Annotated in this window: 15 protein-coding genes and 1 pseudogene; 8 read left to right on the top strand and 8 right to left on the bottom strand. The window is 35.1% G+C overall.

The window, feature by feature from the left end; all coding sequences use genetic code 11:
• Positions 1–94: 94 nt before the first annotated feature.
• From lpdA to Q1V95_RS16020, 4 genes are all read left to right on the top strand, one after another.
• Positions 95–1,483, top strand: coding sequence for a dihydrolipoyl dehydrogenase (gene lpdA / locus Q1V95_RS16005; RefSeq protein ID WP_300675723.1), 1,389 nt, complete (start codon positions 95–97; stop codon positions 1,481–1,483).
• A gap of 69 nt (positions 1,484–1,552) precedes the next feature.
• A complete protein-coding gene (locus Q1V95_RS16010) occupies positions 1,553–2,434 on the top strand; it encodes a hypothetical protein (RefSeq protein ID WP_300675724.1) in 882 nt (293 codons plus the stop codon).
• 17 nt (positions 2,435–2,451) lie between these two features.
• A complete protein-coding gene (locus Q1V95_RS16015) occupies positions 2,452–3,507 on the top strand; it encodes a hypothetical protein (protein ID WP_300675725.1) in 1,056 nt (351 codons plus the stop codon).
• A gap of 34 nt (positions 3,508–3,541) precedes the next feature.
• Entirely contained in the window at positions 3,542–4,345 is an 804-nt protein-coding gene (locus Q1V95_RS16020; RefSeq protein ID WP_300675726.1) for a patatin-like phospholipase family protein, read from the top strand.
• On the opposite strand, the gene Q1V95_RS16025 is transcribed toward Q1V95_RS16020, so the two are convergent.
• The 3 genes from Q1V95_RS16025 to Q1V95_RS16035 are packed head-to-tail and all read right to left on the bottom strand — an operon-like array spanning position 4,317 to position 7,338.
• Positions 4,317–5,105 (bottom strand): alpha/beta fold hydrolase, encoded by a 789-nt coding sequence (locus Q1V95_RS16025; protein ID WP_300675727.1) that lies wholly within the window; start codon positions 5,103–5,105, stop codon positions 4,317–4,319. The two genes, Q1V95_RS16020 and Q1V95_RS16025, sit on opposite strands and share 29 nt — an antisense overlap.
• Positions 5,106–5,127: 22 nt before the next feature.
• On the bottom strand, positions 5,128–6,489 hold the full coding sequence (locus tag Q1V95_RS16030) for a M20/M25/M40 family metallo-hydrolase (RefSeq protein WP_300675728.1): 1,362 nt from the start codon (positions 6,487–6,489) through the stop codon (positions 5,128–5,130).
• Positions 6,490–6,504: 15 nt separating this feature from the next.
• Complete coding sequence (locus tag Q1V95_RS16035) at positions 6,505–7,338, bottom strand: ion transporter (protein WP_300675729.1); 834 nt, start codon at positions 7,336–7,338, stop codon at positions 6,505–6,507.
• A 62-nt stretch (positions 7,339–7,400) separates the two neighbouring features.
• Between Q1V95_RS16035 and Q1V95_RS16040 the strand changes: the two genes are divergently transcribed.
• Positions 7,401–8,507 (top strand): Nif3-like dinuclear metal center hexameric protein, encoded by a 1,107-nt coding sequence (locus tag Q1V95_RS16040; RefSeq protein WP_300675730.1) that lies wholly within the window; start codon positions 7,401–7,403, stop codon positions 8,505–8,507.
• 3 nt (positions 8,508–8,510) lie between these two features.
• Positions 8,511–9,293, top strand: a complete 783-nt coding sequence (locus tag Q1V95_RS16045; protein WP_300675731.1) for a hypothetical protein — start codon at positions 8,511–8,513, stop codon at positions 9,291–9,293.
• 53 nt (positions 9,294–9,346) lie between these two features.
• Here Q1V95_RS16045 and Q1V95_RS16050 read toward each other — a convergent pair whose 3' ends face one another.
• The 3 genes from Q1V95_RS16050 to Q1V95_RS16060 form a co-directional block, all read right to left on the bottom strand.
• Positions 9,347–10,234 (bottom strand): LysR family transcriptional regulator, encoded by an 888-nt coding sequence (locus Q1V95_RS16050; protein ID WP_300675732.1) that lies wholly within the window; start codon positions 10,232–10,234, stop codon positions 9,347–9,349.
• 1 nt (position 10,235) lies between these two features.
• Positions 10,236–10,598, bottom strand: a complete 363-nt coding sequence (locus tag Q1V95_RS16055; RefSeq protein ID WP_300675733.1) for a hypothetical protein — start codon at positions 10,596–10,598, stop codon at positions 10,236–10,238.
• A 325-nt stretch (positions 10,599–10,923) separates the two neighbouring features.
• Positions 10,924–12,405 (bottom strand): right-handed parallel beta-helix repeat-containing protein, encoded by a 1,482-nt coding sequence (locus Q1V95_RS16060; protein WP_300675734.1) that lies wholly within the window; start codon positions 12,403–12,405, stop codon positions 10,924–10,926.
• Positions 12,406–12,584: 179 nt separating this feature from the next.
• Here Q1V95_RS16060 and Q1V95_RS16065 point away from each other — a divergent pair, with 179 nt between their 5' ends.
• Positions 12,585–12,896, top strand: a complete 312-nt coding sequence (locus tag Q1V95_RS16065) for an RNA-binding protein (protein WP_300675735.1) — start codon at positions 12,585–12,587, stop codon at positions 12,894–12,896.
• Positions 12,897–12,924: 28 nt separating this feature from the next.
• Here Q1V95_RS16065 and Q1V95_RS16070 read toward each other — a convergent pair whose 3' ends face one another.
• Together Q1V95_RS16070 and Q1V95_RS16075 are read right to left on the bottom strand one after the other, a co-directional pair.
• Positions 12,925–13,449 carry a BlaI/MecI/CopY family transcriptional regulator gene (locus tag Q1V95_RS16070; RefSeq protein WP_300675736.1) on the bottom strand — a complete coding sequence of 175 codons (525 nt, stop codon included), beginning with the start codon at positions 13,447–13,449 and terminating at the stop codon, positions 12,925–12,927.
• 13 nt (positions 13,450–13,462) lie between these two features.
• Entirely contained in the window at positions 13,463–14,056 is a 594-nt protein-coding gene (locus Q1V95_RS16075) for a phosphatase PAP2 family protein (RefSeq protein WP_300675737.1), read from the bottom strand.
• A 162-nt stretch (positions 14,057–14,218) separates the two neighbouring features.
• On the opposite strand from Q1V95_RS16075, the pseudogene Q1V95_RS16080 reads away from it, so the two are divergent.
• Positions 14,219–14,320 (top strand): annotated as a pseudogene (locus Q1V95_RS16080) (pyruvate dehydrogenase (acetyl-transferring) E1 component subunit alpha); the annotation flags it as partial.

The raw sequence follows: 14,320 nt of genomic DNA on the forward strand, positions 1-14,320 counted from the left end.
ATATCAGTGAAAAATTAATAAAAAAAGTACATTAAAATTAATTTGAACACAAAAAGAAAAAAATCCTTATTTTTGATAAAAATTTTTAGATCTAATGAAATACGATATTATTGTCATCGGTAGTGGACCTGGAGGATATGTAACAGCGATTAGAGCTGCACAATTGGGTTTCAAAACAGCGATTGTTGAGAAAGAAAATCTTGGAGGTATTTGTCTTAACTGGGGATGTATTCCGACAAAAGCTTTGTTGAAATCTGCACAAGTTTTCAAATATATCAACCATGCAGAAGAGTACGGACTTAATAAAGTTGATGCTACTTTCGAATTCCCGAATGTAGTGAAGAGAAGTCGTGGTGTTGCTGAAAAAATGAGCAAAGGTATCGAGTTCTTGATGCGTAAAAACAAAATCGATGTGATCATGGGAACTGCTAAAGTGAAGAAAGATCGCAAAATTGATGTTACAGATAAAGACGGAAAAGTTACAGAATATAGTGCTGATAACATTATCCTAGCAACTGGTGCAAGATCTAGAGAACTTCCTAATCTTCCACAAGATGGCGTTAAAGTTATCGGATACAGACAAGCTTTGGCACTTCCAGAACAACCAAAATCAATGATTGTTGTTGGATCTGGTGCTATCGGAGTTGAGTTTGCTTATTTCTATGCAACAATGGGTACTAAAGTTACGGTTGTAGAATTTATGCCAAACATCGTTCCTGTTGAAGACGAAGAAGTTTCTAAACATTTAGAAAAGTCTTTGAAGAAAGCTGGTATCGAAGTAATGACGAACGCTTCTGTAGAATCTGTTGATACTTCTGGTGCTGGTGTTAAAGCTAACGTAAAAACGGCAAACGGAAATATTACATTAGAAGCTGACGTTCTTCTTTCGGCAGTTGGTATTGCTGCTAACATCGAGAATATCGGTCTAGAAGAAGTTGGTATCCAAACAGATAAAGGTAGAGTTTTGGTTAACGAATGGTACCAAACTTCAGTGCCTGGATATTACGCAATTGGTGATATTATCCCTACACAAGCTTTAGCGCACGTTGCTTCTGCAGAAGGTATCACTTGCGTTGAAAAAATTAAAGGTCTTCACGTTGAGAAAATCAACTATGGCAACATCCCTGGATGTACATACTGTTTACCAGAAATCGCTTCTGTTGGTTTGACAGAAAAGCAAGCTAAAGAAAAAGGTTACGAACTTAAGGTTGGTAAATTCCCATTCTCTGCAAGTGGAAAAGCGACTGCTAATGGTGATACAGATGGATTTGTAAAAGTAATTTTCGATGCTAAATATGGCGAATGGTTAGGTTGCCATATGATTGGTACAGGTGTTACAGAAATGATTGCTGAGGCAGTTGTTGCTCGTAATCTTGAGACGACTGGTCATGAAGTTCTTAAGTCTATCCACCCACACCCAACATTATCAGAAGCGGTAATGGAAGCTGTTGCAGCAGCTTATGGTGAAGTTATTCATATTTAATCTTAGGATTTTTAAAATATTAAATGCTGTGTCTTGTGTAAGATGTAGCATTTTTTTATTTTAGTAGTGATGAAAAAACTTTTATTAATTTCAACGCTTAGCTTATTTAGCTTTCAAAGTGTTTTTGCACAAGTTAAAATCTCAAAAGATGAACGTGAAAGTTTGGCGCGACAACAGTATGATGACGGCGAATATCAAAAATCTTTGACCAATTACAATATTTTGTTAAAAGATGATGAGAAAAATGCAGGTTATCTCAATGGTAGAGGACTCGCTTATTTTCGATTAGGAAACTTTGCTAAAGCTAAACAGAATTTTGCCCTCGCGACTTTGTATTCGGAGAAAGATGCGACGTTCTGGTCCAATCTTAGTGCTGCTTATAACAATCTTAACGAAAATCAAAAAGCTTATGAAACTTCGGTTAAAGCTTTAAAATACGGAAAATCATCACTTACTATTTTCAATGCGGCGTCTAATGCCAACAATGTTAACCGAATAGACGAAGCTTTGGCGATTCTAGATGATGCTGGAAGTTTCCGCACCAACGGAATGGAAGATTTGTATGCAAGGCTTTATTCTAAAAAGAATGACTACGATAAAAGTATTCAGCATTTCGAAGTATTCTTTAAAAACCTGAATGATGATGACAAAATAACCTTCAATCTTCTAACTGAAAAGAGAAGCTATTTTTTTTCAATAATCGGCAAAATGGCTGACGAAGCTGCGAAAAATAAACCAGTTGACAATCCTTTATTAAAAGAACTTTTCGAAGAATTAGTAAATTCCAAAGGTTATGAACTTGATTCACTTTTTCTACAAAATACTGGTTATGAAATGAATAGAGCCATCAAAAAGAATCCTGATTACAAAAAATACTTTTTAGAATTTGTAAAATTGATTCACGATAAAGAAGAGGCGTACATTTTGCTAGGTTATCTAAATGAAAATTAAACTATAAATAAACTTTAATGGAAGATCAAAACACACCAAACAACTACGAAACTAATCAACCTAACCCAACACCACCGTCGACGCCTCCTGCGTCTCCCAATCCACCTAGTCAACCTGATCAAAAGGAAGAGCTACAAAAGAAGAACAAGCAGCTTTATTATATTATTGGTGGACTTGCAGTGCTTTTGCTAGCAGGCTTGGTTTATTTTTTCGTTAGTAAAAAAGATGATAAAAAACCGGAGGTTGTCAATAATGGTAAAAAAATACCGATGGATAGTGCAAAAGTAGATTCTGCACGAACTACCGCAATGCCGCCAGAAGGTTATAGTGAAGAAGGCGAGTATGAGCCTTATACTGAGAATTATGTAATTGCAAAAGATGCTAATCTTCGTGATGCGCCTAATGCTCAGGGTTCTAATGTTGCAGGTAATCTAAAATTTGGACAAAAAGTATATGTCGATAACCAATTCGACAGTCCAACTTTTGCAAGAGTATATCTTGATAAGCCTGTCAAAAATCAAATGTCACAGTCTTATTATATGTTGAAGTCAAATGTTGTAGAATATTATAACTTCGACGATTTCAAACAAGCTTTTTCTTTAGGGAAATTTTCAGAATTAGAAGCACGTGTTAAACGTTTAATTTTGGATAATAAGTACAGCGATGGGACAACTTACACCGTTACTCAAAATGCTGATCGTGCCAAAAATACAATTGCTTATGGAGATTTCGATGGTGATGGACAATTGGATGTTGCTGTTATTTTGGATAACAATGAAAAGCAAAGCTCTAGATTGATGATCATATGTACCAACCAAAATTCTAAAGAACCTTACATGGCTTATGCTGAGAATTACTCTGACAAAATGAGATTAAGTTCTTTTAAAAAGAAATCTTTAATCTTTATGAATTCTAGTAATCTTGTACAGTCGCCAATCGATGGTGTTTTACTTAACAGTGAAAATGCTAAATTGGTTATTCTTTATGATAAAAATAATCAGAAATTTAGAACCTATTACCAAGACGAAGCAGCTTACGATGATGCAGATGACGCTTCTGAAGCTTCGAATTAATTTTTAGGTTAAATAAAAAAATGCTGTTGAAACAATGACGAAATACAATACAGGTCTTGTCCTTTCTGGTGGTGGTACGCGTGGTCTTGCTCATGCAGGCGCGTTAAAATTCATGAATGAAATCGGCATCAAAATCGATATTTTGGCTTGTTGCAGTGCAGGTTCTATTGTTGGAAGTTTGTATGCGGTTGGAAGAGATCCAGAAGAAATTTTGGAGTTTTTTAAGTCCGTTTATTTTTTCAATTGGAAGCATTTTACCTTTAACAAACCAGGTTTTGTATCGTCACAATTGTTTACGCATTATTTAGATCCTATTTTTGGTAATACCAAAATCGGAGACTTGAAAAAAGAACTTCGCATTATCGCAACTGATCTTATCAGCGGCGAGCAAAAAATATTTGACAAAGACACACGCGTTGTCGATGCCATTATTGCATCTTCGTCTATTCCTGGCATTGCCACACCTTATGTGGTTGGTGATGCCATGTATAGCGATGGCGGCGTACTCAATAATTTTCCTGCGGATATTATTTTGAGTGAATGCAAAAAAATGATTGGCATCTATGTGACGCCAGTTCAGGATGTTAAAATGGGTGATCTTAACTCGATTCGCGCCATTACAACAAGAGCTTATGACTTGTTATCTCATAGAACCGAAATCCATAAGTTTGCTTATTGTGATTGGTTTATCACTTCCAAAAAATTAGCACAATATGGGACTTTCGAGCGCAAACCTTCTCGTCTGGAAGAGATTTTCCAGATTGGTTATGATAGCGCAAAAAAAAGCTTTTATGAACAAGAAGAAGATTTTACTTCACTGTTTTTAAAAACTTTGTAAGCGGCACCCAATATTCTTCAGCTTTTGGAAAGTTACCACTCAGTGTTACTTCACCATGGTAACCAGTCCAATTTGTTGGTAAGAATTCTTGTTTCTTAGGCGATGATACACTATTGTAGATATTAAGCCAATTTGGTTTTTCGTCTTTTGCAGAAGAAACGAAAGTCGGGATATTATCATCCTTGGCGAAATCAGCAATACTTTTATTATCTATTTTAAAATATTCTCCAGGCGAAAAAGTTACTAGTGCAGCATAATCTGTTGGATGCTGACTAATGGTATAAAAGCCTAAAGAAGCAGAGTAGGAGCTTCCGAAATATATTACTTTTTTAGCTTTCAGAATATTTTTCGCATAATCATAACTTGCTTCGATATCGGGAATACTATTTTCGAATTCTGTTGGCAGATTTTTAGAATATGCTTCTTGAAAACTTTCGTTAGTTACATTTCCGAATTTGTGTCCAGATCGCAGATCCACAGCCAAAACATTAAAACCTAAAGCTACCAATCTCGGTGCGATATCACGATAAACGCCACGGCTAGATCCCGCCTGATGAAAGGCTAAAATCAATGGTGCGTTTTTCGAGTTATTCGCGTAATAATCGGCGTAGACTCTTATTTTGTTATCCTTAGATGGAAAGCTTATGCTTTTGTAATCAAAATTGCTTTGCGAGATTGCTGCAAGATTTTTTGGATGGTTTTCGCAAGACGTTGTTAATGCAAATAATCCTAATATTGATAACGAAATCAGCTTTTTCATTTTTTTCAGTTTAATTAAAATTTTACTTCCAGTACTGGTCAACCATGTAGATCAATTGTGCCATTACTGTAGCGCCAAGTAACAATTCGCGACGGTTAACTTTATCGAATGTATCTTCTTCGGTGTGGTGAATATCAAAATAACGTTGCGAGTCTGGAACTAAACCTGCCACATCTGCACCTGTTTTTTTCATTGGGTCAACATCCGTTCCAGAATAGATTTCTGTAAAATCGTAGATGCCGTAAGGTAAGAAAAGATCTTTCCACGATTTTATGATGTTACGCTTCGCTTCTGGCATGTCCAATGAAAAGCCTCTCGGCGTAAATCCTCCGCTGTCGCTCTCAATTCCGAAGATGTTTTTCTCGCCTTTATCGGTGATGCTTTTTGCATAAGCAACACCACCTCGCGCACCATTTTCTTCATTGGCGAAACAAACTACACGGATTGTATTTCTGTTTTTGATATTTAATTTTTTGAAAGTACTAAGGACTTCGATAGATTGAACGATTCCAGCGCCATCGTCTTGTGCACCTTCGCCAACATCCCAAGAGTCAAGATGTCCACCAACAACAATTACATTTTTAGTGTCTTTTCCAGTCAACTCACCAATAACATTGTAGGTTTTCACTTCGCCTTTCATGGTGCAATTCGAATTAATCTTGGCGGAAAGTTTATTTTGTTTTGCAAGATTAGCAAGTTCTATCGCTGATTTTGGTCCGATGGCAATCGCTGGAATTTTGACAACACCATCTTCGTACTTCATCGCTCCTGTGTGAGGAACATCATCAAAAGCCGAACTTATCGATCGGATAATAACGGCCGTTCCACCTTTTTTTGCAACTTCTGCTGCTGCAACGCGACGGACAGTTCCCGCTTTACCATAAGCATGCATTGTTTTGATATATTCTTGAGGAAACACGTTATTGAAAAGGACGATTTTACCTTTAATTTGATCAGCTGGCGTTTTTTCAAAATCTTCCAAAGTTTCAAAAACGATTAAATCACCAGTAAGATCTTTGCCTTTTGTGCCTTCGGAATTACCAAGAGAAAGCATTTTGATACTTTTCCAAGCGCCATTGCCAGTTTTAATATTTAGTGATTCTTTGCCACGATACCAATTCGGAACCATCACTTCTTCTAGCCAAACCTTATCAGCACCAGCTTCTTTTAGTTGTTGTTCAGCCCATTTTACAGCTTTTACATTAGCCTCAGATCCGCTAAGACGATGTCCTATATTTTTGGTTAAATCATAAAGTTGGTCGTAAGCTTGACCATTTTTCATAATGTAATCCGAAATATTTTTAAATGCTATTGAATCTTGTTTGCTTTGTGCGAAGCCAAAAATGCTTGCCGAAATAGCTATTGAGAAGATTAGTTTTTTCATAATTTTTTGATTTGGTTAAGGAAATTTCTCACCACATTGTTTACAATATCTTGCATCAGTATCGTTATCGTCATTGCCACAACGACCACAAGTAAATAAATATCTTTTCCCTTTTCTGAATTCTGCCGTTACAATTCCCGTAGGTACAGCAATGATGCTATAACCGCAAAGCATTACAATAATGGAAAGGAATTTTCCGACGGGTGTTGCAGGCGAAATATCACCATAACCAACGGTTGTAATCGTCACAACTGCCCAATAAATACTTTGAGGAATACTTGTGAAACCATTTTTGCCACCTTCTATTAGATACATTAAAGATCCAATAATGATGATGAAAATTACCATGAACAAAAGAAAAATATAAATTTTTCGTGAGCTATGATTTAGGGCTTTTACAATATATTGACCATCGTGCATATAATCCGCCAGGTTGAAAATCCTAAAAATCCTCAACATTCTAAACATTCTCAAAATACCGATGTAATGGATAATAGGGAAAAACAAACTGAGATAAAAAGGAATAATCGACAAGAAGTCAATAATACCAAAGGCGCTAAAGATGTATTCTTTTTTGTCTTTAATACAAGCGATTCGCAAGATATATTCGACTGTGAAGATCATCGTAATCACAAACTCTGCGGTATAGAAAAGTTTGTGATATTTAATATTAACCAACGGGATTGTCTCAACCATCAACAGTCCCACACTTATCATAATAAGGAAAAGCAGCGAAATGTCAAATATTCTCCCTTGTTTCGTATTGTCTAGATAGATAACGTTATAAACTTTTCTGAGCCATCCGTCTTCTGGAAGCAAGTCAAACTCAGGTTTTATTATTCGTCTCATATTTTTAAAATAAATGTAAATTTACACTTAGTTTTTAAAAGAGAAAAAGATAAAGCAGAAATATGAGTCAAAAGAGTTTGAAAGAGGTTTGCAATCAGTTAGATAGAATTTTCAGCATCAGACAGGCCGAAGATTTTGATAATGTTGGATTATTGTGTGGTCATCCAGAGCGCGAGGTAACTGGGATTTTGGTAACACACGATGCTTTGGAAGATGTTGTAGACGAAGCTATTGAAAAAGGATTTAATTTGATTGTAGCATTCCATCCAATTATTTTTTCGGGTTTAAAATCATTGACTGGGAAAAATTATGTTGAGAAAGCAGTTCTGAAAGCTATCGAAAACAAAATCGCCATCTATGCGATGCACACTGCTTTTGACAATGATTATTTTGGTGTCAATTTTCAGATTTGTGAAGCTTTGGGTTTAAAGAATCAAAAAATATTGATGCCAAAATCCAAGAATCTTAAAAAGTTGGAAGTCTATGTTCCGAAAGATTATACCGAAAAAGTTAAAGAAGCTATTTTTGAAGCAGGAGCGGGAAGCATTGGTTTTTACGATGAATGCAGTTTTGGTGTAGAGGGTTCTGGAAGCTTCCGAGCGAAAGCGGGCTCAAATCCTTTTTTAGGAAAAATCAACGAACGCGAAATTGTCGAAGAAACTTTGTTATCTTTTGTTTTTGAAAATTTTAAACAAAATAATATTCTGAAATCAATGTTTGCAGCGCATCCTTATGAGGAAGTTGCTTACAATGTTATCAATCTCGAAAATGATAATCAATATGCGGGACTTGGTCGTTATGGTGATTTAGAAAACGAATTGCCTATTGAGACTTTTTTAGAATTTGTAAAAAAGACATTTAATTTAGAAATGATTCGTTATAGTAATACCAACAAAAAAACAATCAAAAGAGTAGGTGTGCTTGGTGGAAGTGGTGCCAGCGGAATAAAGTCTGCAATGGCAGTTGGTTGTGATGCATATCTAACAGGCGACGTCAAATACCACGACTTCTTTGCTGGCGAAAACAAAATGCTAATTGGCGATATTGGACATTTTGAGAGCGAACAATTTGTAACTCAACAATTATATGAAATTTTGTGCAAAAATTTTACTAACTTTGCAATCGCTAAAACGACGAAAAAAAACAACCCTGTAAATTATTTTTTTTAAGATATGGCTAAGAAAGCAAACGATATCTCGGTTGAAGAGAAACTAAGAGCACTTTACGACTTACAAATTATTGACTCTAGATTAGACGAAATTCGCAATACGAGAGGAGAGTTGCCTATCGAAGTTGAAGATTTAGAAATTGAAATTGAAGGCCTTGACAAAAGAGCTGGAAAATTTGATGCTGAAATAAAAGAGCAAAATGGCGAAATCAATGCTAAAAAAGAATTGATCGCTCAAGCGCAAACACTTATTTCTAAATACAAATCGCAACAAGATAATGTTAGAAATAACAAAGAATACGAATCATTAGATAAAGAAATCGAGTATCAAACTTTGGAGATTGAATTGGCAGAAAAGAGAATTAAAGAATTCGGTGCTAAAATCGCTCACAAGAATGAAACACTTAGTGACTTAGTTGCTAAAATCGAAGATCTGCGTAACCACCTTACTCATAAGAAAAATGAGTTGGAAGCTTTGATCGCAGAAACTCAAAAAGAAGAAGAATTCTTATTAGAAAAATCTGCTGAGTTCTCTGAGAAAATCGATTCTAGATTATTAGCTTCTTACCAAAGAATTCGCAAAGGTTCTATCAACGGACTTGCGGTTGTTGGTCTAGAAAGAGGTGCTCCAAAAGGTTCTTTCTTTACAATTCCACCACAAAAACAAATGGAAATTGCACAAAGAAAGAAAATCATCATCGACGAAAACAGTGGAAAAATCCTAGTTGACGACGAAATGGTAAACGAAGAAAATGCTAAAATGGCGGAAATCATCAACTTCGGTTAAGATTCCAAAATTTTAAGAAAATAAAAAATCCGAGTATTGATATGCTCGGATTTTTATTTTGTCATAATGCCGCAGGTTTTCATAAAGAGGTGGACAAGTTCTGACTGTTCGCCTTTAAGAACAATAAACTGAAATTGTCTTTTTATCTCAAAATGTTTGATGTCTATAATACTTAGTTTGTTGTATTTCAGTTCGTTGGTGATACTGCTCACTGATAAGAAAGCCATTGCGTCGGATTGCGCGAGATAATTTTTAATGGACTCGCTGCTGTCCAAATTCATAATAACCTTTAGCTCAGATGTTTGGATGTTTTTTTTCTGTAATTCGGAATCGATAAAATCCTGTGTTCCTGAACCTTGCTCGCGACTGATAAAATCAATGTCGCTAAGCTCTTTTAGGCTTAGCATTTTATTAGAAAGTGGATGTCCTGAGCGCGCAACCAAAACAATTTCGTCCAACATAAAAGGAATGTAATCGAATTGAGCGGATTGAAAAGGTCCTTCGATGACGCCGATGTCAATTTTGTTTTTCTTTAATAAATCTGAAACTTTTTCGGTATTCTGTGATGTCAAATCAATATGAATATCCTCGTAATACGAATGGAATTTAACCAAAATTTCGGGCAAAATATATTGTGCAATCGTTGTGCTCGCGCCGATTTTTAGATTTCCTTTTAGCTTGTTATTAAGTTTGTTAATCTCGAATTCGGTTTCACGATAGACTTCAAAAATTTGATTGGCTTTTTCGAGCAGAATTTTACCACTCGACGTTAACTCTATACTGGTTCCGTTTCTTGTAAAAAGTTTGGTGCTAAGTTGTTGTTCCAGTTCTTGGATATGCTTGCTAACCGCAGGTTGCGAGATATGCAATTCCTGCGAAGCTTTGGTAAAACTCAGACGTTTTGCAACAGTGGAAAATACCTTAAGACGGAAGTCTAGCATTCTAGTTATCTTTTTTTAAGTTTAATTTCGAGAATCTTATTTCGTTAAGTTCTTTGACTTTTTCGGCTTTTGAGATTTTGCGAAGATTTTTGACAGCGAAGACATGTTTTGCATCACGGTCGATAACTTGGACAATTTCGTCAGCTTGTGCCATGTCTTCTGGATGAAAAGTATTCCAAACGATTTTCCCGAATGTTGTGACTTGTCTTTTATGATTAAGGTTTAGAAAGTCTAGACTTCGGAGATAGGGAAAGGATGGATTTTTTTTTCCATTTAATCTTTTGCCAAGATAATTAAAGATTTCTCCGTTTTCATTGACTGTAAAAGTTTTGATTGATGGAATGTTTGCTTTAAGAGTCTTCATCTACATTTTTCGTTTAATATGTAAATATAAGAATTTAGCGCTATTGATGATTTGGTGCTAAATATGAAATTTTAAACCTAAGAGCTTGTTAAAAATTTTACCGAAACATATTTTTAAACTATTCCTATCTTCTTTGCTAAATTTTAATGCTCTTTTAAGCCAATTTTTTGCTTCTCATTTTTGATTTAGCCCGCTAAATCTTCAAATATGAAATAAAAAATTCATCTCAAAATAGCTATGAAAATTTTATCAATAAAATTTAAACAAGCTCTAAAAAAATCGGTAAAAATTGCTTTCTACCGATTTCTATGTTGTGACATTGTTTTTATTTAACAATAATCTTTGTTGAAGCTTGCTTGCCCTCGTTATTTGTGTTAACTAGATAAACGCCAGAAGTTGCTTTAATAGAAATTTTGTTTTCACCTTTTGCAAGAATTCCTGAATAAACAATTTTTCCCGAAAGGTCGGTTACAACCACGTTGCCAGTTGTTTCAGATTTGATGTTAAAATTACCATTGCTCGGATTTGGATACACCTGAAGTTTTGCTTTATTAACATCGTTAACAGCTTGTGTTAAGCCGCAGTCATAAGGTTTGAAGTTAACCAAACCATATTTGGGATCATCGACTTGGTGCGTGATAACTTCTTCCACCATAGCATCTGTAGATTGTTCGCCCTCTCTCCAACAATTGAATTTTGCTTCCAAATTATTTGGTGTATTGTTGTACAATGCATAAGTAACGCCACCATTTATGTTGTCTTTAAAAACGTTTTTACCAATATTTTCTTTGCCAGCTAGATCACTTCCGAAATTAGCCTGCGCCGTTCCTTGCAAAGTAACACCCCAAAGATTACCACGAACTTGGTTTTCGCTAACTTTAACGTCCATCAGAGCAGAACCACTTCCAATAAAGTTAATGCCACTTCCGCCATTCATAGGATCATTTTGGGTGTTGTTATTTTCAATAATGTTTTTTGCAAGAGTTCCATAAGAAGAGTTTCCAGCAACGGTAATTCCGTAACGATTATCGCGAATCGTATTGTTTTCGATTTTAACATTATTTGCCCCTCCAATAAGCGCTGAAGCAGAAATACCACCTGTCATAGGAAGATTTCTGTTCCCAATAATTTGGTTGTTGGTGATAATAATACCTGCACTTCCGCCAGGTCCCATGTTAATCTGTGGACGGTTTTGATTACTTGTATTATTTCCATAAAAGTAATTATTGTCAATCGTTCCTGATACCGAAATATTTGCACCAGAACCTAAAGCAGAACCTACGTTTTCTAAGAACTGAGAGTTCTTGATTACTATTCCCGTTGCAGCACCAAATTGAACTGCTGCACTAGAAGCAGCGCCGCCTGTAACCGTTTGATTGTATCTAACAATACAATTGTCCATCACAAAATTGGAGGTATTGACACGCAATCCGCCGCCATTTTCGATGGTGGTATTTTTGATATTGACGCTAGAAGTATCTTCAAAACGAATACCTTTATAAGCTTCACCAGTAACATTAGTAGTATAAGTTAGCTGTGTCGCATTGGTTTGATACTGTCCAAATACATACAGCATGACATCTTTGCTTAGCTTGACGGTGGTGTTTTCGTCAATAATAAGTTTGTCATTAGCAGAAATAGTCACATTTTGTGAGATTAAAAAATGGTCTCCATTATTAGTTACTGTTCCTGCGGCCGCTTGCGCAAGACTTGTAAGGTTATAAGTTACCCCAGTGTTAGGACTTGTGAACTGTGCATTGAGCCCAAAATAGGCTACAGCAGCGATTAGTGTAAATGTCTTCTTCATAATTAAAATTTAGCCCAAATATAAAACATTAATTAAATAATAAATTTTTCTTAAAATAGTAGGTGGATTGAAAATAAAGTGTAAATTGCGATGTTTTTATAGTCGAAATCCAAGTGTTCAATCAGTTGTTTTCTCCTTATAACAACAAAATTTTTATACCAATTTAATTTTTTTACACAATGAACATTTTTGTTTCAAACATCAATTACGCAACTAAAGAAGAACAGTTGTTAGAATTATTCCAAAATCAAGGAGAAGTTACTTCTGCAAAAATCATCACAGATCGTGAAACTGGTAGATCTAAAGGATTTGGTTTCATCGAAATGCCAAACGATGATGAGGCTAGACAAGCTATCGAGGCTCTTAACCAAAAAGACTTTAACGGTAAAACGCTTAATGTAACTGAGGCAAGACCAAGAGAAGAGAAACCAAGAAGATCATTTGATAACAACAGAGGTGGTGGAAACCGCGGAGGTGGTAACAGATGGTAATATATCTTTAAAACTATAAAGGCGAATCCTAGGATTCGCCTTTTTTATGCTTGCTTTTTTTCTTTTCTTTTTTCTCTTTTTTGTCCTTTTTCTTTTTGTGAAACTTCGCGTCGTCGTTAGTTTCGTCCAAAGTTATCGTATCGGCATCTAGCATTTCTGCCTCTTTTTCGATGGCAGCATCTGCAACTTGTGTGCTTTCTGCAATAATAGTTTCGATACTTTTTACTTCAACTTTTGGAGGTGCTTCATTGACGTTTAGATCTTTTAAAAGCAAAGCAACGTCTTCGTGATAAAGGTTCTCTAATAAATTATGAAGTTGGAATTTTCTGTACTCTTCAAAACTTATTTTAGGAATGTATTTGTAGATTCTTCCTTTTTTCTCAATTTTCAAATAGTTTTTCTCAACTAAGATTTTCAAAAATGTCGAAACAGTATTTTGGTGTGGTTTCGGCTCAGGATAAGCTGTCATCACGTCCTTCATAAAGGCAGAATCCAAATTCCAGATAACCAACATTAATTGTTCTTCGGAACTGGTTAGACTAAGGATTTTCATGTTTTAAAAAGTTTTAGATTACAAAATAATAAATCAAACCAATGAGGCTACCAAGTGCCACGCCAGATATGACTTCTGCTAAGGTATGTCTTTTTAGGATAATTCTGGTAATACCAACGATAATTGATAATATTATCCACGAAATTCCCCAAACTAAATCATATTTTAAAAACAAAAAAGCGACATACAAATTGAGCGCTGTGTGCATCGAACTTTTTAGAAAAAAATTACTGATCTGCATCAGAATTAACAAAATTTCTAAAAACAAAATTCGGACATCTAGATTTTTATTGACGAAGTATTCATAGGCTAAATATATTGCGCAAAGGACAACGATAACCACATAAAGGCTGTTGCGTTGTTGTCTATTGGAAACATCCATATTGGTATAATTCCCTTTTTTAACATTCCAAAAAATCCAAACTATTGTCGGAATTCCCACAATGAAAAGTAAGGGAAGCGCGTCTGTTATTTGTTTACTTGGAAAATGTTGTACACTCCCAACAACAAGATAATAAATAAACAACGAAACGATCGGATTGAAAAAGTTGGATATAATTTTTGAAAGCTTTATTAGAAGCGAATCATTTGCAGGATTTTCTGTCATTTTAAGAATAAAAGATTAAGTTGCAATTTACACTTTCGAAAATTAAAACAAATCACAGATTCAATAATTAATTTCCGTGTATTTGCCGAGTTATTAATTTAAGCATAACAATATTAATAACTGAAGATATTTTCTTATTTTTGCTAAATATTTCGAAATCATATGAAAGAATTTTCCAAAGAGATTTACCTTAAATGGTACGAGGATATGACGATGTGGAGAAGGTTTGAAGACAAATGCCGTTCTCTTTACTTAAAACAAAAA

This window comes from Soonwooa sp. (assembly GCF_030151385.1).
Taxonomy (GTDB): domain Bacteria; phylum Bacteroidota; class Bacteroidia; order Flavobacteriales; family Weeksellaceae; genus Soonwooa.

What these genes read in the sequence shown, in the direction of transcription:
- lpdA (WP_300675723.1), top strand. Translation starts at nt 95, where the DNA reads ATGAAATACGATATTATTGTCATCGGTAGTGGACCTGGAGGATATGTA.
- Q1V95_RS16010 (WP_300675724.1), top strand. Translation starts at nt 1,553, where the DNA reads ATGAAAAAACTTTTATTAATTTCAACGCTTAGCTTATTTAGCTTTCAA.
- Q1V95_RS16015 (WP_300675725.1), top strand. Translation starts at nt 2,452, where the DNA reads ATGGAAGATCAAAACACACCAAACAACTACGAAACTAATCAACCTAAC.
- Q1V95_RS16020 (WP_300675726.1), top strand. Translation starts at nt 3,542, where the DNA reads ATGACGAAATACAATACAGGTCTTGTCCTTTCTGGTGGTGGTACGCGT.
- Q1V95_RS16025 (WP_300675727.1), bottom strand. Translation starts at nt 5,105, where the DNA reads ATGAAAAAGCTGATTTCGTTATCAATATTAGGATTATTTGCATTAACA.
- Q1V95_RS16030 (WP_300675728.1), bottom strand. Translation starts at nt 6,489, where the DNA reads ATGAAAAAACTAATCTTCTCAATAGCTATTTCGGCAAGCATTTTTGGC.
- Q1V95_RS16035 (WP_300675729.1), bottom strand. Translation starts at nt 7,338, where the DNA reads ATGAGACGAATAATAAAACCTGAGTTTGACTTGCTTCCAGAAGACGGA.
- Q1V95_RS16040 (WP_300675730.1), top strand. Translation starts at nt 7,401, where the DNA reads ATGAGTCAAAAGAGTTTGAAAGAGGTTTGCAATCAGTTAGATAGAATT.
- Q1V95_RS16045 (WP_300675731.1), top strand. Translation starts at nt 8,511, where the DNA reads ATGGCTAAGAAAGCAAACGATATCTCGGTTGAAGAGAAACTAAGAGCA.
- Q1V95_RS16050 (WP_300675732.1), bottom strand. Translation starts at nt 10,234, where the DNA reads ATGCTAGACTTCCGTCTTAAGGTATTTTCCACTGTTGCAAAACGTCTG.
- Q1V95_RS16055 (WP_300675733.1), bottom strand. Translation starts at nt 10,598, where the DNA reads ATGAAGACTCTTAAAGCAAACATTCCATCAATCAAAACTTTTACAGTC.
- Q1V95_RS16060 (WP_300675734.1), bottom strand. Translation starts at nt 12,405, where the DNA reads ATGAAGAAGACATTTACACTAATCGCTGCTGTAGCCTATTTTGGGCTC.
- Q1V95_RS16065 (WP_300675735.1), top strand. Translation starts at nt 12,585, where the DNA reads ATGAACATTTTTGTTTCAAACATCAATTACGCAACTAAAGAAGAACAG.
- Q1V95_RS16070 (WP_300675736.1), bottom strand. Translation starts at nt 13,449, where the DNA reads ATGAAAATCCTTAGTCTAACCAGTTCCGAAGAACAATTAATGTTGGTT.
- Q1V95_RS16075 (WP_300675737.1), bottom strand. Translation starts at nt 14,056, where the DNA reads ATGACAGAAAATCCTGCAAATGATTCGCTTCTAATAAAGCTTTCAAAA.